The organism is Aquimarina besae (genome assembly GCF_042434905.1).
In the GTDB taxonomy this organism is placed as follows: Bacteria; Bacteroidota; Bacteroidia; order Flavobacteriales; family Flavobacteriaceae; genus Aquimarina.
Genome location: NZ_CP170199.1, coordinates 1,374,330 through 1,396,045, shown reverse-complemented (window position 1 = coordinate 1,396,045; position 21,716 = coordinate 1,374,330). Strand labels below are relative to the sequence as shown.

Genomic DNA, 21,716 nt, shown 5'->3' with positions numbered 1-21,716 from the left:
GTGACAAATAGTATAGGTTAGACTGAGGTTGTAGAAAACATTATGGAAAAAAGAAATTAAAATATAAAAAGAAACGAAATGTCAGACTGAGCTTGTCGAAGTCCTTTAATTACAAAAAAACTTTGATGCGCTTCGGTAAGCTCAGCATGACAACAGAGATAAAAAAATACAAAACGATGTCTCACTGAGTCTGCCGAAAGGCTTTTATAGAACAATTTGCTTCGACAAGCTCAGCATGACATCAAAACATAACAAAATAAGAACGTTGTTACACTGAGCTTCCTACTGAGGCGGACGAGTGTCAAAGTGTTGTCGAAGACAAAATGAAAACGAAAAAATGAAATTGTATTATGTATATATCATCCTATGTAATGATGATTCCTTTTATATAGGAATTACCAATAATTTGAACAGGAGATTATATGAACATAATTCAGGAATTGATTAAAATTGCTATACTTTTAAAAGAAGACCTGTCCAGTTAAAATGGTTTGAATCCTTTATCGATCCAAACGAAGCTATTAAAATTGAAAAACAATTAAAAGGTTGGAGTAGAAGAAAAAAGATAGCATAGATTGAAGAAAATTGGGATAAACTAATTGAGTATTCGAAAAACTATACTCAGTTTAATAACAAAAATTGAAAAATGAAAACGAATGTCACACTGAGTCTGCCGAAAGGCTTTTATAGAATAATTTGCTTCGACAAGCTCAGCATGACAACAGAGATAAAAAAACACAAAACGATGTCTCACTGAGCCTGTCGAAGTGTTATCGAAGTGTTGTAGAAGTTTAAATGAAGAAGTAAAGTTGTAAAATATTGAAAATGAATAAAAAATTAATCATAGCGATACTTATGCTACTTTTCGGGTCGAAAATTTCCTTTGCTCAATCAGAGGAACAACCACCGGAAGTTCGGGTTATTGCCAGAGTACAAGAAGATCGAATATTACTTCGTTGGACTTTGAACACACCGGTTTCCTGGCGTAAAGGAAATCGATATGGATATACGCTGGAACGCTACACTGTATCCAGAGATCGAAAAACACTCGCTACCCCTGAAAAATTAATTATAGGTCAAAATTTTATTCCTGCGCCTATGATGGAATGGGAAAGTATTGCTGAAACCAGTGATAACGGAGCCATTATGGCACAAGCCTTATATGGCGAAAGTTTTGTGGTCGAAGGTGGTGGCGGATTTGCTTCTATCATCAACAAAGCCGAAGAGCAACAACAACGTTTCGCCTTTGGATTGTACGCCGCAGATCAGGATTTTGAGATTGCTAAAAAAGCAGGATTGGGATATGTAGATACTAATGTAAAATCTAATGAAAAGTATTTATATAAGGTAATATCAAACATCCCGGAAACAGAATTAGCGACCAAAGAAGGCGGGGTTTTTACCGGAATTATAGATTATGAACCATTACCGGAACCGGTTGATTTTGTAGGGATTTTTCAGGATGGTGCCACCTTACTCAGTTGGGATTCTAAATTACTAAAAAATACCTACAATAGTTATATCATAGAACGATCTGAAGATGGAAGCACCTTTAAAAAACTGGGAGATTTACCTTACACTGCTATTAATAGAGATGAAAAAGAAACTGCACGCACAGTATATGTCGATTCCATCGTTAATAACAAAAACTATTTATACAGGATAAAAGGGGTGTCCTCGTTTGGAGAGATAGGTCCTGCCTCTACTGTTGTAAAAGGTGAAGGAAAAGAAGTCCTGAAATATGTACCGCATCTTAAAACCAAACATATCAAATCAGAAGATGAGGTAGAACTGACCTGGACATTCCCTGAAGAAGGAAACAATGCGATTACCGGATTTACCTTAAAGCGATCCGACACAGATCGTGGTGCCTACATACCGGTGATTACTAACATTCAGCCTACGGCAAGAAAAATAAGTTATGATAAATTAAGGGCTTCCAATTATTTTAAAATTACTGCGAACGGTAAGAATAACGATCAGCGCGACTCTTTCTCTATGTTGGTACAACCAATCGACTCCATTCCTCCTGAAAAACCTGTTGGACTAGAAGGAAAAGTAGACAGTACCGGAATGGTAACACTAAAGTGGACTGCCAATAAAGAAGAAGATCTGTTGGGATACAGAATTTATCGGGGAAACTTAAAAGGTGAAGAGTTCTCTCAAGTAACCACTTCTCCCCACACAACAAACAAGTATGTAGATACCGTGAACGTAAAAAGTTTGAATAGCAAGGTTTATTATCAAATTATGGCAGTAGATAAACGTTATAATATGTCTGATTTTACTGAAGTTTTAGAATTGGTGAAACCTGATTTGATTCCACCGACTTCTCCTGTATTTAAATCGTATAAAATACTAAATGGGTCAGTCACCCTGGAGTGGGCGAACAGCTCTAGTGAAGATGTAGAAGGTCATTATATATATAGAAAAGCAAAGGATGAAAATAACTGGCAACTTATCTATACCGATACTAAAAATAAAAAAACTACTTTTGCAGACAGCAAAGTAGAAGAAGGGAAATATTACAGTTATACCATTTTGGCAAGAGATATCAGTGGCTTAGAATCTCAACCATCCCCTCCGGTATCTGTATTGATCCCAAAAACTACTTTAAAACCAGCAGTAAAAGGGTTTTATGGCAACGTAAACACCTATGACAAAACCATTTTACTAAGCTGGCGATATAAAGAAAAAGAAGTGTCGGGTTTTGAACTATTTCGAGCTATTGATGATCAACCTTCTTCATTATATCGGGTACTTCCTGCAGGAACCAATAGGTTTACGGATGCAGGATTGACCATTAATTCTTCATACAAATATATCATCAGGGCTGTTTTTTATGATGGTACATACTCTAAGTATAGTACGATAACTGTAGAATATTAGTGAATATGAGGAAATTATTACTAAGTGTACTTTTTGGTTTGATAAGTTTATTCAGTTTTGGACAAACCCCTAATCAGACCATATACTCTATGAGTTTTGAACATAGGATAATGATTCAAATTTCTGGGTATGGCGGCCCTCCGGATCAGATAAGAAATTTTGATGTCAATCCTTTTGTAAGTATAACATCCCCAATCGATGTAATATCGACAAATGGTAGACGATTGGATATAATCAATACTTCTAATACAATTATTAAAGATATTCAAGAAAGAATACATAGAGATGAGGAGGGAGAAAACTATTTAGTAGTTGTAAATAATTGCTTTTTTAATACCGGTCCGAACGCTTGCAATAGTCCAAGGTTTAGAACTAATTTAAACATAGGTTTATATGATATGGTTGAATATGGCAATGTAAATTCAACAAATGTTGACAGGGTTGATTACAATTCCCCAAGAACCTATTACAAAACTTGGCTGCTACCATTTGTTCCAAAACCGGGAGAATATGAAACAGAAAGCACTAGGTCTCTTACCCAAAAACTATTTGAAATGCCAGGACAGGATGTAGAGGATGGATTTTGGGAATATTCAATTGGTGGTGCTCCTTTTAAAGAAATAACAAATCCTACGTACAGAAGTAAGTTTCCTTTAGACCTTACTGTTGAAGAATTTGATGCAATTATCCCTGAAACTATAGATTTTGGGAATACTCTTACCTTACGCTTTATGCTTTTTGGAAGTGGTTCTAGTGAATTTTATAGAGTCGGAACTGCTACATTCTTACCCCCAGGAAATATTGTGATAAGAGAGAAAACAGAAGCTCTAGAAACCTATGTATTCAGCATATCTGCTCCTCAATCCCCAATAACCTTAGGTTTGACCACTGAGAAAACAAATTGCTCTGATGGTGTTGACGGAGGATCTTTTACGATAGAATTAAACGAAACTATTGAAGCCGGACAGAAGCTTAATTTTAATCTCTATGGTCTAAATCCTGTCATTCCCGTGATGGATAGAGATGTTTTTGCTTCGGATATTCAGGAAATCAATGGTAGATTCTTTTATACGTGGGAAAATCTAGCCGCTGGTCAGTACAGAGTTCAATATCAGTTAGACCCTAATGGAACTCTAGAAAACCCTAGTAATGATCCGTTAATCTTTGATATAGGCACACCAGACGAAGTGGAATTTAACACGTCTTCAAACAACATTTCCTGCGTTTCTGGTCAAGGAACTTCTAACGATGGAAGCATAACTATTAGTGGAGTTACTGGTGGAACACCACCCTATCAATATAGTATCAATGGTAGTGGTTTCACCTCTTTTAGTGGTAATAATATTACGCTATCCCGTGGTGCCGGAACCTACACCATCAGGGTTAGAGATAGCAACAATTGTGATGGAACTTCGGGAGGAAATATTTCAGTTACAGAAACGATCAATCCCGCCACTGCTATTACGATTGCAACTACTCCTTCTCCTGTTACCAATGTTACGGCTTTTGGAGGAAATAATGGTAGTATATCTCCAAATGTTTCAGGAGGAACTACCCCGCCGCTTACCTACAGTTGGACAGGACCCAATGGGTTTACCGCTTCTAGTAAAAATATAACCGGACTGCGTGCAGGGACTTACACTTTAACCGCCAGAGACAACCCGGAAGGATGTAGCACCTCCAGAAGTTTTACAGTTACAGAACCTCCATTGTTTCAATTCACTACCGAAATTGCTAGTAACGTAACTTGTGGCGATAATAACCCTTCTAATGATAATGGAACAATTACGGTAAGAGCAATCGGTGGGCGACCAAACTATAGCTATGAATTATTTTTAAGAAATGCATCTAATCAATATATATCTCAAGGTGCTACTCAAACGCTAGGTAATGGAGTTGATTTTGAAAGATCAAATTTATCTGCTGGAATGTACAGAGTTACCGCAACAGATAATGGTGGAACCGGAATAACAATTAGTACAGATCTTGAAATCACCGTACCACCAGTTTTCTCATTTAGTACTAATAAAACGGATGTACTTTGTAGAGGGGACTCAACAGGAAGTATAGATCTTACAATTTCTGGTGGAAATACAGGTGCTTATTCTATAGTAAGATGGACTTCTGATTCTGGAACAGTATATAACCAAGAAGATCTAATCAACATTCCTGCAGGACTATACACATTAGAGTTAGCAGATGCTTTAGGATGTACACCTGTAAACCCCGCTGTTGAATATTTTGTAGAGATTATTGAACCACCAACAGCTGTCATCACAAGTATTCCTGTAGGAGGCTTGCAAAATCCAAGTGCAAATGGTGCTGCAGATGGTAGTATTAATATAGATGTTAACGGAGGTACTAATGGAACCTATACTTATTTATGGTCTAAAAATGGGGATCCAGGATTTAGTAGAACTACCCAAGACATCTCGGGTTTGTCCGATGGAGTATACAATGTAACGGTTACAGAAAATGTAACAGGTTGTAGTGATCAAATCCTAGCTATTTCTATAGAGGAGCCTGCACCACTGGTAGCCTCTATTGCGATAGAAACAGAAATTTTATGTTCTTCTGGTCCTAATTCCACGGGAGCTTTACGAGCGAGTGCAACAGGTGGAGTTCCTAATCCAATTACTGGATATAGCTATCAATGGTTTAGAAGAAATGCATCCAACGCATTTGTTTCAATTGGTCAATTTAATGAAAATGCCACCAATTTATTAGCAGGTTTTTATCAAGTAGAAGTTACCGATAATAATAGTATTTCTAACCGTTCAGCTACAATTGAATTAGAAAATAAACCAGAAATTGTTATAAATAACATTACCGTAACTAATGTTACCTGTTTTGGAGGAAATGATGGGACAATAACCATTAATGCAACTGGAGGAACTGGCGTTTTAGAATACTCTATCGATAATGGAGCCTCATACCAAACCAATAACACCAACACCTTCACTTTTAACGGTTTATCTACAAACGCTTATGAAATTATTGTAAAGGATGCTAATGATTGTGAATCTTCCGTATTTACAGAAATCATTACACAACCCACTAATCCAATTACCATTACGGGTACTGAAACTGACGTAACGATTTTTGGGCAAAACACAGGTTCAATCACAATAGATATTACGGGTGGTAATAGTGGATATACCTATAGCTGGACAGGACCAAATGGATTCTCCAGCACAGATGAAGACATCTCTAATCTGTTTGAGGGGACTTATGTGGTTACAGTACGAGACAGTCGTTTCAGTACTACTCCGGACAATGCCGGTTGTACTGCAACCGAAACCTTTACAATTACAGAACCGGACGAATTATTGGTAACCATTAATTTTGAAACACCGGATAGTGATCTCAAATGTGACGGTGATGATAATGCAAGAATTCTGGCAACCGTAACCGGTGGGTTTACTCCGTACACTTATAATTGGTTTAAGGAAACACCTACAGGATCCGGAGTTTTTACTGCACTATCAGACACTTCAGCATTGCTGATTGGTGCAGATGAAGGAAATTACCGAGTAGAAATTATTGATCCTGAAGGAGCTACAGCTTCTGATGAGTTTTTAGTGGAAGATCCGGACCCTTTAGAAATTAATTTTACGGATACTGATGTAGATTGTTTTGGAGATGCAACCGGAGCTATCGACATTACGGTTTCAGGTGGAACACCGCCTTATCGATACCTTTGGTCTAACGGAGCAACTACAGAAAATATTTCCGGGCTTTTATCGGGTGATTATACGGTAACTGTTACAGATGCTAACGAGTGTACGCTTTCTTCTGCAACCATCAATATTGGACAACCTATTGCTCCTCTCGAAATTACGAATGAAAGTGTGGTAGATCTTAGCGGTTTTGAAACCGCTAATGGTAGCATCAACATCACAGCTGCCGGAGGTACAAGTCCGTATACCTATGAGTGGCGGGTTCAAGGATCTTCAACCATCATTGGTACTTCTGCTTTAATCGAAAACCTGGCTTCAACGACCTATGAAGTGACCATTAAAGATGCTAAAGAATGTATACTGATTCGGGATTATTTTGTAGACGAACCGGATTTATTAGAAATTACCAATATACAACTGGATAATCCTTTGCAATGTTTTGGCAATAGCACCGTTTCTCTAACGGCTACAGTATCTGGTGGAGTGACGCCATATACATATCGATGGTACGAACAATCAAATCCATCTACTACCCTTTCAGGTACCAATGCAATCACAGATCGCGGAGAAGGAACTTATATCTTAGAAATTATCGATGCCAATGGAAATCGAACATCCCAATCAACTCCTATTGTCAACCCACCCTTGTTGGAAGCAACCTATACTTCTGAAAATGTTTCCTGTTTTGGAGGAAATGATGGCAGTATAGACGTTACAGTTACAGGAGGTACCGGAGCTTACAGTTTTTTCTGGAGCAATGATGAGAATAGTGAAGATGTTTCAGGTCTTTCTGCTGGCACATATACGGTTACTATTGAAGATGCGAATCGTTGTAGAACAGATCTTACTATCACCATTACGGAACCTCCAGCTGAATTAAGTATTGCTGATTTTTCTATAATAGGTGCTTCCGGAAACGGATTATCCAATGGTAGTATAGCAGTTACTCCTACAGGTGGAACTCCGGACTATAGCTATAGCTGGACAGATAGTAATAATAACCCTGTGGGGACAGATAACAATATTCTTGACAACATTGGAGCAGGAACCTATTTTCTAACACTTAGGGATGCTAAGGATTGTATTCTTGGACCTATCTCCTATACCGTTGGGGAACCTGATCCTCTTATAGTAACGATATCAGATACTCCTATTCCCTGTTTTGGTGAAAATGGTGAATTATTTGCAAATGTAACCGGAGGGGTTTCCCCATACAGCTACCAGTGGTTTGATGCTTCTGATATTGAAATTAGTACGTCCAGCTCATCAGGACTTATTCCTGATGGTGTGTATCGCGTGGTCGTAACGGACACCAACACCAATCAGACTGAAGTAAATAATATTGATCTTAGACAACCAAACCTACTCGAAATAATATCCGTTGATGTAACAGATGTTGGGTGTTATAATGGAAATGATGGAAGTATACAGATCACGGTAAATGGAGGAACCGGAAACTACACCTATCAGTGGAATACCTCTGGCTCTAGTACAAACACACTCACCGGAATTGCGGCCGGGAATTATACCGTGACAGTTACAGATGAAAACAACTGTTCAGTGAGTAGTCTGATGATTCCTGTTGGCCAACCGCTACGATATGATATTGTCAATACATCGATCATTAGACCTTCAGGCACTGGAACTTCAGACGGTAGTATAGCCATTACGATTACCGGAGGAGTAGCTCCCTACACCTATGAATGGGCAGATAATCTGGGAACCGTAATCCAGTCTGATACCAATGTATCTTTGCCATCGAGTACATTGGCTAATCAATCCGAAGGTGTTTATACTATTTTAATAACAGATAGCGACGGTTGTACCCTTACAGAAACTTACAATCTGGCAAATCCCGGAGAATTGTTGGTAGAGATCACCCAAACACAAGAAATAAGTTGTTTTGGTGGGAGTGATGGAATCCTGGAAGTTATTACTACCGGTGGTATTGGGGGTAACAACTATGAGTGGTACAATGCCAATACCAATATACAAATCGGCAGCTCAAATATCCTTAACGGGGTTGCTGCAGGATCCTATTATATTATTGTAAGCAACGCTGAAGGTATCAGTGAGCAAAGTGCAGTATTTATGGTGGGACAACCTTTAGCCGTCACCGGAAACTTAGTTGGTGATGATCCAGATTGTTTTGGAGGAAATGACGGAAACATTACTATTTCTGCTACAGGTGGAAATGGAAGTTACGAATATCGATATAGACTTACAGGAAATTTGTATAGTGGATGGATTCCTTTTACCGCCGGAGCCAATTCACAAATTACCGGACTAGTGGATGGCACTTATGAAGTACAGTTAAGAGATGTCAATGGTTGTAATTATGAAGACTCTGGAAATATAGGAACACTAAACATATCATTAAATGAACCGGATCTTTTAGTAATCAACCTGCTTCAAATCAACGATCCAACAGGATTTGAATTGAGTAATGGTAGTATTATTACATCTATTGCTGGTGGAATAGCACCTTATACCTATCAATGGAGTGATAGTAATGGATTGCTTTCAGAAACTTCTGCTACGCTTTCTGATATTGGTGACGGGATGTATACATTGTTGGTTACGGATGCGTTAGGATGTCAAACTTCTGAAACGTATACTTTGACCCAACCGGATGAATTGTTGGTGACAACAGAAATCGTAAATATTGTTCTCTGCAATGGCTATAGTGGCGGAAGTATCCGAGCTTTGCCAACCGGAGGAGTAGGTCCTTATGCTTATCAATGGTTTGAGGTGAGTAATCCAACAGCCATTGGCAATGCACAAGTTTTAGAAGGAATTCCTGCAGGCACTTATTATGTGATCATCTCGGATTCTCAATCTAATACGGTACAAAGTAGTAACGTGATTGTTTCAGAACCGGACACCTTAGAGCTTTCACTTTCAGCAGATTTTATACTTTGTGGTGATGGTAATGATTGGTCCATCGAAAGTGCTGTGACCGGCGGTACTGCACCTTATACCTATTTTTGGACAGGTGTAAACCAAAGCACTCCAAATCTTGTCAATGTCCTGCCAGGAACATACATTCTGGTTGTCAGGGATAGTCAAGGGTGTAGTACACAAGAAAATATCACCTTATCTCCGCCGGAAATGCTAAGTACCTCGTTTATCTTAACGGATCCGACATGTTTTGATGGAAATGATGGAAGTATCGATGTAACTCCGGTAGGCGGAACTCCTCCTTATACCTATTTTTGGGATACCGGAGCTACTACAGCAGACCTGTCAGGACTAACCTCCGGATCATATTCTGTAGAAATATTTGATAGCAAAGGTTGTTCGATCATTCAGGATTTTGAGCTATCAGATCCTGCAGAGTTGATCATTGATATTGGTCCCGACAAAACCTTATGTCTTGGACAATCCTATACTATAGATGCTTCTATTGATGATCCTTTGGCTACCTATTTTTGGCAATCCGATAATGGATTTACTGCGAATACAGCAGAAGCAACTCTTTCTGAAACCGGAAGTTATACCGTATCGGTAACCACAGCTTTAGGATGTATCAGCACTGATACCATCGAAATATTGGCGCTGGAAGATGAGATCTCGGCCGAATTTTTGGTCTCCACAGATTTATTTGTAAATGAAAGCTTTGTAATCGTAGATGTTAGTAATCCATTGCCCGATACGGTTGAATGGATACTTCCGGAGGCAGCAACATCGATTGATATCACAGATCGTTATGCCGAATTGCGATTTGACCAACCCGGAGAATATGATATTACTTTAAGAACTACTATGGGAGATTGCGAAACCTTCTTTACCAAAAGAATTACGGTAAGAGAAGCTGCTTTTGATAGAGATTCGGCAAATAGAAACGGATTACAGCAATACTTGATGTATCCTAATCCAACCCGAGGAAACTTTACGATTGATCTTCTTTTTGATAAAGAAACCTCTATCGATATCAAAATTTTTAGTATCGCTAATAACAGTTTGATTTATCAACACCAGGAACTACAAAAAACTGAATACAGCATTCCATTTAATCTGGAAGGAGTGGTTCCATCAGGCATTTATTTTATACTACTGGAAACCCCGGAAAAAAGCTACGTTCGAAAAATTGTAGTAGAATAAGTCTATTCCAGGAAGTTCTTACTAAAAGAAAACGCCGCAAATTTGCGGCGTTTATTATTATTCTCAAATTCTTCTTTATTAATTACGATTTTCATTATCTGGTGTTGGAAACTGTTCGAAAACATCATCACCAGGTCTATCAATAGGTAAATCATTCAATCTATTAAATCTTCTAACATCAACCCATCGATGACCTTCTGCATATAATGAATATCTCCTTTGATTCAAAATTTCATCAACTAACTCAGATGGACTAGTTCCTCCAGAATAAGCAGGTAATCCAGCAGCTGTTCTAATAACATCAATCGCTGCGACAGCGGCAGTAGGATTAGTTATATGATTTGCTTCTGCCGATAGTAGAATTAATTCTTCATTCCTTATAATTGGAACTGGATCTACATTACTCTGATATATGAATACATCATATTCTCCTATTAAATCATCTGGAGAATTAGGAATTCCATCTGGACCATTAACTTCCAAAGCACTATTTCTGAGAACAGCCTTACTGAGTCTACTATCTCCCGCTTCAGCATCTGCAATAAAAGATGGATGTGCTAGTCTTGCATTCGCAATTGTAGAATTCAATGCAAAAAACAAAGGGTTCGCGATATCTGCGCCAGTAAGTGAAAAAGTAAAATAAGCACCAGCACTTAAATCACCCGTCATATCCATAAAAGAGTCCTGGAGTAGCGTATTTACAGAAGCATAATTACCTCTATACGCTTCAACCCTCGCCGCAAGGGCATAATTAAATTCTAAAAAACTCGATGGAGAATCGAAAGAAGAAAAGCCTAATGGAATGTCAAACGGAAAATCGTCTCCTCCATTTGACAAATCCGTTGCCGCTGTAGTTAACATATTAAATACTGCGGCTAATCCTTCTTCATAACTTACGAATGGACCTAAGTTGTTTGGGTTAGAAACATCCAGTCTAACACCATTTTGAAATTGTTGATTCAATAACATTAAAAATTCGTGAGCCATCATCGTATTTGCAAAACCTCGTGTAGCGGCTATTTCTTCCGTTGTAAATCCGGCAGTCGAATTCGCTAGACCTTGCAAAAGTAAATTTATGTTCTTAATTGTTGCATATCGCGCTGCGTAAGGTGCTGTCGTATAAAAGGTATTGTTATCGACGATACCTGTTAACAAATCTGCGGTCCATCTTGGATCAGAACTCTGTACCCTCCAATAATCTCTACCTGCTACTGACTGGGCATCAACCTGAGTTCCTAATCGAGTCCTCATATCGGAAAGTATTCCCGCCATTACCTGAATTAATTCAGCTCTTGATAAATCATTGGATACTGAATCCGTTGTAGGGCCATTCAAATTAGTTGCATCTTCGATATCACAAGATAAGATAGCTACCGAAGAGAACATTATTATTAATAAATTCTTTAATATTTTCATTTTCTTATCATTTTTGTTTAAAAGCCAACGGCTAGATGAAATAAATAACGTTTAGAAGAAGGAAATGGAGTTACCTCTACACCTGTCGACAATCCATTGGATCCAAAATTAGAAACTTCAGGATCATAACTATTATAATCAAAAATATTAATGATGTTATTTCCTGAAAGACCAATCTTGAAATTAGATACATATCCTCTAAAAATCTTTTCTCTTATTTTACTTGGTAAATTATAATATAATCCTATTTCTCTCAATCTTAAATAAGAAGCATCTTCTATAAAGGGAGTTGCATTTCCGTTAAAAAATGCAGCCCTTCTGAAATCTCCATTAGGTATAGTTGGATCAAAGTCAAAATCGTCATAATCAGCGCTTGTTCGTCCAAAATCGGTCAATAAACTAGTTAAATTAATATTATCTCCTCCGTTTTTCCAGTGCCATAAAAAAGATAAAGTAAAGTCCTTATATCGTATATTGTTAGACCAGGTCATTTGAAAATCCGGTTCAGCATCACCAAGGACTACCAGATCACCATCTGCATTATTACCAACAATTTGCGTAGCGCTTTTCCCTTCTTCAATTCTAAATGTACCCAGACCAGTTCCGAATCCCCCTAAATTAAATGGAGCGACTTCTAAATCAGTGATTTCAGAGGTGTTTTTAAAGAATAATAAATTAGTGCTCCAGTCAAAGTCGTCATTTTGTACAACGTTAGCATTTAAAGCAATCTCTATACCTCTATTTTCTAAATTACCAGCATTTTCAAATTTAGTAGTAAAACCAGAAGAAGGTTCTGTATTGGCTTGTAAAATGAGATCGTCTACTGTCTTGATATAATAAGTCACAGAAGCGCTTATTCTGTTATTTAAAAATCCAGCATCAAAACCAGTTTCGAATTCCTTTTGTCTCTCTGGTGAAATATCAGGATCTCCAAGAGTTCCAGGAACCACGATTCCTACATTCCCATCAATTAGTGAATTTGTATATGCAGTAAATAAAGCGCCGTTTGGAGCAAAATTCCCAGCTTCACCATAAGCCCCCCTAAGTTTAAATTGATTTAGAACAGGAACTTTCCAGAAATCAAATTTGTGAAGATTTATAGCCGCCGAAGCTTTTGGATAATAAAAGAATTCATTAGCGTCCCCATTATTACTGGACTTATCTCCTCTTAAACCAATTGTTCCAATAATCTTATCCTGATAATTTAATTCTTCCTGAACAAAGAAACCTATATCTTCTTGCTCTAATCTAAATTGAGTTACACTTACATTTGCCCCTTGATCTAAATTAGTCTGAGCTGCTACAAGGTCACTTGTGATGTTTCTAACTGTATTTCTAGTAAATGTTTGTTTAGTAATACCCGCTTGTGTTCTAAAATTCAAATCTTTACTAGTCGTATAATTATGGACCAAAAAAGCTGAATAATTGGCATCTTTGTTCTCAGTAGTACCTAAAGCACTAACCCCATTGAGACCTCCCTGGTCTGGTCTTTGAAATTGAAGGATTTCTGGAAAAATAGCTGTGGTTATCAACTCATAATAATCAACACCACCGCTTAATATCAATTTAAGATCAGAATTGCCTTTTTCTATTATTTTAAGATCTAAAGTACCTCCAACAATAAATCTATTCACATCCTCTCTATTGGTAATAAGATCCCTAGTTTGAAGAGGATTTGATGATCCATAAGGATTATCTGGATAATTTCCGTTTGCATCTGGAAAAAGTTGTGCCCAAGGTGGTGTAGAAGTTAATGAAACCCCAATTGTGGTTCCTGTGTTATCGTTATTAAAAAAACCTCTATCCGCCTGAGAATCTATATAATTACTAGTCAACACAAGCTTAGCTCTTTTATTCCAAAAATCATGATCTAAATTAAATCTAATAGATTTTCTATTGTAACCGGTATTATCAACTATGCCGTCTTCTTCATTATTAGAAAAAGCAGCATAAAATCGAGTACTATCAGACCCTCCTGAAATATTTACACTAGTATTTGATATTAAACCTTCCTCGCCGTAAATTTCATCTTCATAATCGACGAGTGTACCATTATCTCTAGCCATAGCAAACAATAATCCTTCTCCTGCACCTAAGGTTTCTGCAGTTGCTTCAGTAAAGTTTCGTTGTCCTAAAGGATTAAGAATTACGTTGAATCCGAAGTCCTGAGAAAAAGACACTTTAGTTTGTCCTCTCTTTCCTTTTTTTGTAGTGATAATTACCACACCAGCAGCAGCTCGAGCTCCATAAATAGCAGCAGCAGAAGCTCCTTTCAAAATTTCTACACTTTCGATATCGTCAGGGTTGATATCTGCAATTCTATTTGAAGGATTATCTTGATTCGAAGCATTTCCTCCAGCAGCAGCTCCAGATACTGCATTAAGACCGGCACCAGCAATACTATTGTTATTCACATACACTCCATCGACGATATAGAGAGGTTGAGAGTTTCCATTAATAGAGGTAACTCCTCTTAATTTAACAGAAATACCACCACCAGGAGCACCTGAACTTCTTGTGATTTGAGCTCCAGCAAACTTCCCAGCTAAAGCACCATCTAGAGTTTGTGGTGGAGTTAGCCCTGTTAATTCCTCCGCAGATACAGATGCCACTGCATTGGCAGCATTACTTCTTTTTACGGAAGTTGCAAGACCGGTAACTACGACTTCTTCCAGTGCCTCTGTAGATTCACTAATCTGGATGGTGATTGATCCCGCCTGAGAAACATCGATCATTTTATCCGAAAAACCAAGAGCAAACACTCTTAATCGTGCCGGTAATGAACTTACCGTAATTGAAAAATTACCGTCAATATCACTGGCGGTACCGTTATTCGTACCATTCTCTACAATATTGACAAATGGTGCCGGTTGTCCGGTACTTTCTATAAGTACTTTTCCGGTAATGGTTTCCTGCGCAAACAACATGACAGGAAAGAAAAACAAGAATAGCAAAAGCCCCTTGCTAATGTGAGTTTGTTTTTTCATAATGATTTGTTTATAAGTTTGGTTAAAGCTATTAAAACAATCTTATAAAAAAAAGTTAAAGCTAACATATGTTAGTTTATAAGTTATTGACAATTAAGCTATTATAAGTTTAAACCGCAGTAAACCTACAGTAAATCCGCACCTGTGTTTGCCTGTAAAATATTTACAATCAGCCGGTTCATTTTTAGTGAAACGCAATATATTTAATATTAAACTTCTTATTTTTGCAGCCTTAATAATTTACTATGTACAGAAGTCATTCTTGCGGCGAATTACGCGCCGTAGATATTAATAAAGAAGTTACCCTATCAGGTTGGGTGCAAAAAACGAGAGATAAAGGTTTTATGATTTGGGTGGATCTCAGGGACAGATACGGAATTACTCAATTAATCTTTGACGAGCAACGTACTCCTTTAGATGTCGTAGAAAATGCAAAAAACCTTGGTCGTGAGTTCGTAATACAGGTAAAGGGTACTGTAATAGAGCGAGAATCAAAAAATCCAAATATGGCTACAGGTGATGTTGAGGTTTTGGTCGAAGAACTAAAAGTACTTAACGAAGCTTTGGTTCCTCCATTCACCATAGAAGATGAAACCGATGGTGGTGAAGATATCAGAATGAAATATAGATACCTAGATATAAGACGTAATCCTGTAAAAAATAGTTTGATGTTTCGTCATCAGGTGGCTATGAAAGTTCGTAATTATCTTTCTGAAGAAGGCTTTGTCGAGGTCGAAACTCCATACCTGATCAAGTCTACACCAGAAGGTGCTAGAGATTTTGTCGTACCATCACGTATGAATGAAGGTCAGTTTTACGCCTTACCGCAGTCTCCGCAAACTTTTAAGCAGTTACTAATGGTGGGTGGAATGGATAAATATTTTCAAATAGTAAAGTGTTTTAGAGATGAAGACCTTAGAGCCGACAGACAGCCAGAATTTACACAAATTGACTGCGAAATGGCCTTTGTAGAACAAGAAGATATTCTGAATATTTTTGAAGGACTTACCCGTCATTTGATAAAAGACATCAAAGGTCAGGAAATTAGTGATTTTCCAAGAATGACCTATGATGAAGCCATGCGTAATTATGGAAACGATAAACCTGATATTCGTTTCGGTATGAAGTTTGGTGAACTGAACAACGTTGCGCAACATAAAGATTTTAAGGTGTTTAATGATGCCGAATTGGTAGTTGGAATCGCTGTTCCCGGTGGAGCATCCTATACCAGAAAAGAGATCGACAAACTGATCGATTGGGTAAAGCGTCCGCAAGTTGGCGCGCTGGGTATGGTGTATGTTAAATGTAATGAAGACGGAAGCTTCAAATCTTCTGTTGATAAATTTTACGATCAAGAAGATCTTGCAAAATGGGCAGAAGTTACCGGAGCAAAAGCTGGAGATCTCATTTGTGTATTATCTGGTCAAACGAACAAGGTGAGAGGTCAATTAAGTGCCTTAAGAATGGAACTTGCAGAACGATTAGAATTGAGAAACCCTGAAGAGTTTGCTCCTTTATGGGTAGTGGATTTCCCATTATTAGAGTGGGATGAAGAGACAGAACGTTATCATGCAATGCACCATCCGTTTACTTCTCCTAAACCTGAAGATATTCCGCTGTTAGATTCAAAACCAGGTGAAGTGAGAGCGAATGCCTATGATCTGGTCTTAAATGGAAATGAAATTGGAGGAGGATCTATTCGTATTCACGATAAAGAAACCCAAGCATTAATGTTTGATCATTTAGGTTTTACGCCTGAAGAAGCCAAAGCTCAATTTGGTTTTCTATTAGATGCATTCCAATACGGTGCGCCACCGCATGGAGGTATCGCCTTTGGATTTGACAGGTTAGTTGCTATATTGGGAGGTCAGGAAACTATAAGAGATTTTATTGCCTTCCCGAAAAATAATAGCGGTAGGGATGTAATGATTGATGCTCCTGCAAATATTGATCAGGAACAACTTAAAGAATTACATATCAAATTAGATTTATAAAACATAAGATCCCGCCAAAAAGCGGGATTTTTTGTTACCTTTAGTCTAATCCAAGACTAACCTGCATGCCAACTAAAAAAAAGACATTACTTCATCGGTTTTTGATTTGGCGATATCGTCATATTTCTACAAAAAACTTTGTCCTTATTTTAAGTATAATTGTTGGTTTTTGCGCAGGTCTTATTTCGCTTTTACTTAAGAATATTACACATTTAATTCAAGTAGTGCTGGAAAGCGATATTATATCCTGGCAAACTTCGTTTTATTTTGTTATTCCTGTGATTGGGCTTCTTATCGTATATGTCATTACAAAATTTGTAATCAAGAAAGAAGTAAGATCAGCTATCCCTCTAATTTTATACTCTCTTTCTAAAAAAGATGGTAAAATAAAACCATTGAGCGGATATTTACCACTTCTTCTGGCTCCAATCACCGTTGGATTTGGTGGTTCTGTTGGACTACTTGGACCTGCAGTAGGTTCTGGTTCTACGCTGAGTTCTAATATCAGCACCTTATTTAAGTTAGATAGTAAAACCCGATTTTTATTAATCGGTTGTGCCGCAGCCGGAGCAATTTCGGCAGTTTTTAAATCTCCTTTGGCCGGTTTGGTTTTTGCCGTAGAAGTATTTAGCCTTGACCTCACATTAACCTCATTATTACCTTTACTTTTTGCTTCAGTATCTTCAATTATTACATCCTATTTCTTTCTTGGAGATGAAGTCTTGTTTAGATTTAGTGTTATAGAAAAATTCGATATTTATGACACCCCTTTTTATATCATTCTGGGTATAGGAACTGCTATTGCTTCTATTTATTTTACCAAAATGTACTTTGGCATTCTGCACTTTTTTGATCGTTTCCCTAAAAAAATTCATCGGTTGTTAATTGGTGGGTTTGCTATTGGAGTGATGTTATATTTCATTCCTCCGCTTTATGGTGAAGGCTTGGGGTTTATTAATGATCTTCTGAACGGAAATCATCTGGCTGCTATAGGAAATACTCCCTTTGACCATATGACCGATAATATCTGGATGATTATAGCATTATTGATTGGTATTACAGTATTTAAAGCAATTGCGATGACAGCAACCTTTGCTGCCGGTGGATCGGGAGGAATCATCATTCCGACGATGGTCATGGGAAGTGCATTAGGTAACGTTGTTTCAAAAATCATCAACAATTTAGGAGCAGGATTTCAGGTGTCTGAAGCTAATTTTACTTTATTAGGAATGGCCGGACTCATTGCAGGTGTATTGCACGCACCTCTTACTTCTATATTTCTTATTGCAGAAATTACCTCTAGTTATGAATTATTTGTACCATTAATGATCACAACAGCTATTTCTTTTATTATTTCAAAAAATAGGATTGAACATAACATATATACCAGAGAGTTGGCAGAACAAGGATTATTATTGACTCACGATAAAGATCAAACGGTACTAACACTTATGAATTTGGATGACTGTATAGAAACTAATTTCATCCCGGTTCATCCTCAACATACTCTAAAGCATTTGTTAAGTGAGGCCGTTGCAAAGTCCAACAGAAACTTATTTCCGGTTGTAGATGAATCGAATATCCTATTGGGTATTGTATCTCTCGATGATATCAGAGATATTATGTTCGATATTTCCTTATATCACAAAACTACCGTAGAAATGGTGATGACACAGGTAAAAACAGTAATTATTTACGAAGATGATGACGCGAAGGCGGCTATGCGTAAATTTCAGGATACCGGAGCCTGGAACCTACCTGTTATCAAAAACGGGAAGTATTGTGGTTTTATCTCTAAATCAAAGTTATTAACCGCTTATCGTAGAAAGCTAATTAACTTCACGAGATAAATTAGTTTTCTTCAAATTATTACACCCTTTACTAAAGATTATGATAAAAGAAAGCCTGCTAAAATGCTATTTTGGCAGGCTTTTCAACACTTAAAAAAACTTAACTACACTTACTTTTTAATTAATTGAACTACCTGTGTCCGGTTCTTAACGGATATTTTCAATAAATACATCCCTTGAGCAAGATTAGAAGCAGTAATCTCCACGGAATTTTCACTGATATTTATCTGTTCACTGGCTAAAACTCGTTCTCCTAAAATATTGTACATTTCTACTTGAGCATCTTGTGGTTTTAATTCTTCATTAGGAAACGAAACCTGCAACGAATTAGTAAATGGATTAGGCCAAGCATTTACAAAAACAGGATCATTAAGATCTACTTCATCAACACTCAAAATTCTTGAGGTTGGTTTTCCTATCAAAACCAATCCAAAGGTTGTACCGAATGTAATGGTTCCATTTGACACAATTGCAAGGTTACCCGAAAAGTAATCCTGTAACTCAGTTCCATCCTGCCAGATACCAAATACATTTAAAGCTCCGGTAAAATCATTATCATTACCGGTATATACCAAAGTTGCATCCTCTAAGCCATTTTTATTATACTCTCGCTTAAAAGTATAAGGACTATCTTGTAATTTAACATGTTTTCCTGCGCCTACAGAAACGTGTTCTCTCCTAAACTTTCCAATTTTTTGAAAATGAGTCAATGTTCTTGAAGCAAGAGAATTGGGATCATTCAATTCGTTAAAATTCATATTAGATCGTAAAGTTGCATCTCCACTGGCACCTCCGCTGGGAGTTAAAGTTCTGGCAGTTTCATCTCCATAATAAATCTGCGCAGGTCCTGGAGCTAGTAGCAATTTAGTACCCGCTTCAAAAGTTCTTTGTCGGTTTCTATCAAATACTTCATTTGTATCGTGATTCGCCAAAAAGTTCATAGCACTTTTTCCCTCTCCCAACTGATTCTGTAACAAGTTATCGTATCTGCTGAAAATACTTTCTAAGCCTTCATTGGCATTGAACCTAAACTCAAAATTGATCAGATTAGCAAATCCGTTATCATAATAATCTACATTAAAACCGTCGCCTGTAAACCTTCTTCCCATACTTGGAGCATTGTAATTATAAACCTCTCCTGTCATCCAAAAATCCAAGTCGTCTAGTTTTTTGTTGGGATTATTATTTTTCCATTCTCTTAATGCTATAATTCCTTCAGCTTCCAATTCTTTCCAAACAAATTCCTCCACGTGTTTTACCGTATCCACTCGAAATCCATCCACTCCATATTTTCTAACATAGTCCGTTAACCACTTGATGATATAATTTCTTGGTGATCTTGGTTTCCCTGTTCGCGAGAAAAAGTTATCCAATTCAGCTTCTTGCTGCTCTTTTCTTCCTTCCTGACTCCATTTTTCCAATAACCAAGTTGGTATGCTTACATTATCATTAGAATCCGTTCTAATATCCGGTAGATTATTTACCAGCTCGCAAGGTATCGTACCATCAGGTCCTTGGAAATTACAATCTGGATCTCTACGTACCCATTCATTAGGCCAAGATTGGCTCTGATCAGTACTGGTATCAGGTCCCACGTGATTTAATACTACATCCATCAATACTCTAATCCCGTGTTCGTGAGCCTTATCTACAAAAGTTTCAAAAAGCGCATTGGTTCCTAAATTAGCATCTATATTGGTCCAATCTTTTGCCCAATACCCATGAAATCCATACCCGGCTCCAGGAACAGAACCATAGATATTCTCAACTGGTGGTGTAATCCAAATGGCATTAACACCTAATTTGTCAAAATATCCATCTTCTATTCTATCGATTAATCCTTGTAAATCTCCGCCTTCATAATTTCTTAAAGGAGGACCATCCTGTGGTCGGCCATATGCTCGATCATTAGAAGTGTCTCCATTTTCAAAACGATCGGTGAGCACAAAATATACTGTGGCATTTTCCCAAACAAATGGTAAATTTTTATCAGATTGTGAATAGCTGTGCTTTGCTAGGCAAAAGACAATCATAGCCCATAATAGTAGGTTCTTTTTCATTGCGTGAGTTTTTTGATTTTAGTTTGTGTTTGATTTATGTATAAAGTTTAATTAGTTTAGATTTGAGTCGTTTTATAAAAGTTGTTATACCACTTGGAAAAACGTATTATTTTTAAATCTATTAGATCTACTTTTTACGAAAACCTTTGATTGTTAATAAATTATTCTAAAACCATTAAAAATTTAATCCTACATCATGAAATACCTTATTCGAATCTTATTTATTGCTGTAGTTATTCTTGTTACCGTTGGTTATTATTTTAAAAATTCTGGTGATCATCCTACTGGTGACAAATGGGTAGGCATAGGAATATTAGTAGCGTCATTTATCCTAATGCCACTGTTTATCTATCATAGATGGAAAAATAAGAAGGTAAAAGATTATATGCTAACCGAAGAAAATCTTAAAAAAATGAGAGATTTTAAGCCCGAAGAAAAAACTGACAAAAACTAAAATTATGCAAATATTTACATTTTCATAACAAATCTTGTTGTATTAAAAGTTACCTTTATGTCTCATATTATTATTTTATTACAATGGAAGGAACAGTAAAATTTTTCAATGAATCCAAAGGCTACGGGTTCATTACCAACGACGAAACAGGAAAAGACATCTTTGTACACGCTTCAGGATTAAACGGTGAAGCACTTAATGAAGGTGACAAAGTAGAGTACCAAGAAGAAGAAGGAAGAAAAGGAATTATCGCAGCTCAGGTTCGCGTAATTCACGATTAAG

9 protein-coding genes and 1 pseudogene are annotated in these 21,716 nt (G+C 37.2%); 7 read left to right on the top strand and 3 right to left on the bottom strand.

Going from position 1 to position 21,716, the window contains the following annotated elements; genetic code table 11:
- Positions 1–337 precede the first annotated feature (337 nt).
- From ACE94K_RS06040 to ACE94K_RS06030, 3 genes and pseudogenes are all read left to right on the top strand, one after another.
- Positions 338–574: pseudogene (locus ACE94K_RS06040) on the top strand (GIY-YIG nuclease family protein).
- 251 nt (positions 575–825) lie between these two features.
- Positions 826–2,889: a hypothetical protein gene (locus ACE94K_RS06035; protein WP_378181386.1), complete on the top strand. Its 2,064-nt coding sequence runs from the start codon at positions 826–828 to the stop codon at positions 2,887–2,889.
- A 5-nt stretch (positions 2,890–2,894) separates the two neighbouring features.
- The gene (locus tag ACE94K_RS06030; protein WP_378181384.1) at positions 2,895–10,673 is read left to right on the top strand and encodes a T9SS type A sorting domain-containing protein; all 7,779 of its coding nucleotides are present in this window, start codon (positions 2,895–2,897) and stop codon (positions 10,671–10,673) included.
- 78 nt (positions 10,674–10,751) lie between these two features.
- On the opposite strand, the gene ACE94K_RS06025 is transcribed toward ACE94K_RS06030, so the two are convergent.
- Positions 10,752–12,089: a RagB/SusD family nutrient uptake outer membrane protein gene (locus ACE94K_RS06025; protein WP_378181381.1), complete on the bottom strand. Its 1,338-nt coding sequence runs from the start codon at positions 12,087–12,089 to the stop codon at positions 10,752–10,754.
- 17 nt (positions 12,090–12,106) lie between these two features.
- Positions 12,107–15,076 carry a SusC/RagA family TonB-linked outer membrane protein gene (locus ACE94K_RS06020; protein WP_378181378.1) on the bottom strand — a complete coding sequence of 990 codons (2,970 nt, stop codon included), beginning with the start codon at positions 15,074–15,076 and terminating at the stop codon, positions 12,107–12,109.
- Positions 15,077–15,321: 245 nt separating this feature from the next.
- On the opposite strand from ACE94K_RS06020, the gene aspS reads away from it, so the two are divergent.
- A complete protein-coding gene (gene aspS, locus ACE94K_RS06015; RefSeq protein WP_378181375.1) occupies positions 15,322–17,070 on the top strand; it encodes an aspartate--tRNA ligase in 1,749 nt (582 codons plus the stop codon).
- 65 nt (positions 17,071–17,135) lie between these two features.
- Complete coding sequence (locus ACE94K_RS06010; RefSeq protein ID WP_378181372.1) at positions 17,136–18,920, top strand: chloride channel protein; 1,785 nt, start codon at positions 17,136–17,138, stop codon at positions 18,918–18,920.
- A gap of 110 nt (positions 18,921–19,030) precedes the next feature.
- Here the strand turns inward: ACE94K_RS06010 and ACE94K_RS06005 are convergent, their stop codons facing one another.
- The gene (locus tag ACE94K_RS06005; RefSeq protein ID WP_378181369.1) at positions 19,031–20,980 is read right to left on the bottom strand and encodes an alpha-amylase family glycosyl hydrolase; all 1,950 of its coding nucleotides are present in this window, start codon (positions 20,978–20,980) and stop codon (positions 19,031–19,033) included.
- Positions 20,981–21,176: 196 nt separating this feature from the next.
- Here ACE94K_RS06005 and ACE94K_RS06000 point away from each other — a divergent pair, with 196 nt between their 5' ends.
- Together ACE94K_RS06000 and ACE94K_RS05995 are read left to right on the top strand one after the other, a co-directional pair.
- Positions 21,177–21,434, top strand: coding sequence for a hypothetical protein (locus ACE94K_RS06000; protein ID WP_378181366.1), 258 nt, complete (start codon positions 21,177–21,179; stop codon positions 21,432–21,434).
- An 83-nt stretch (positions 21,435–21,517) separates the two neighbouring features.
- Positions 21,518–21,715: a cold-shock protein gene (locus ACE94K_RS05995; protein ID WP_118459283.1), complete on the top strand. Its 198-nt coding sequence runs from the start codon at positions 21,518–21,520 to the stop codon at positions 21,713–21,715.
- Position 21,716 lies beyond the last annotated feature (1 nt).

Excerpts from the sequence above, each read along its gene's own strand:
- ACE94K_RS06010 (WP_378181372.1), top strand. The coding sequence starts at position 17,136 with ATGCCAACTAAAAAAAAGACATTACTTCATCGGTTTTTGATTTGGCGA.
- ACE94K_RS05995 (WP_118459283.1), top strand. The coding sequence starts at position 21,518 with ATGGAAGGAACAGTAAAATTTTTCAATGAATCCAAAGGCTACGGGTTC.
- ACE94K_RS06035 (WP_378181386.1), top strand. The coding sequence starts at position 826 with ATGAATAAAAAATTAATCATAGCGATACTTATGCTACTTTTCGGGTCG.
- aspS (WP_378181375.1), top strand. The coding sequence starts at position 15,322 with ATGTACAGAAGTCATTCTTGCGGCGAATTACGCGCCGTAGATATTAAT.
- ACE94K_RS06005 (WP_378181369.1), bottom strand. The coding sequence starts at position 20,980 with ATGAAAAAGAACCTACTATTATGGGCTATGATTGTCTTTTGCCTAGCA.
- ACE94K_RS06000 (WP_378181366.1), top strand. The coding sequence starts at position 21,177 with ATGAAATACCTTATTCGAATCTTATTTATTGCTGTAGTTATTCTTGTT.
- ACE94K_RS06020 (WP_378181378.1), bottom strand. The coding sequence starts at position 15,076 with ATGAAAAAACAAACTCACATTAGCAAGGGGCTTTTGCTATTCTTGTTT.
- ACE94K_RS06030 (WP_378181384.1), top strand. The coding sequence starts at position 2,895 with ATGAGGAAATTATTACTAAGTGTACTTTTTGGTTTGATAAGTTTATTC.
- ACE94K_RS06025 (WP_378181381.1), bottom strand. The coding sequence starts at position 12,089 with ATGAAAATATTAAAGAATTTATTAATAATAATGTTCTCTTCGGTAGCT.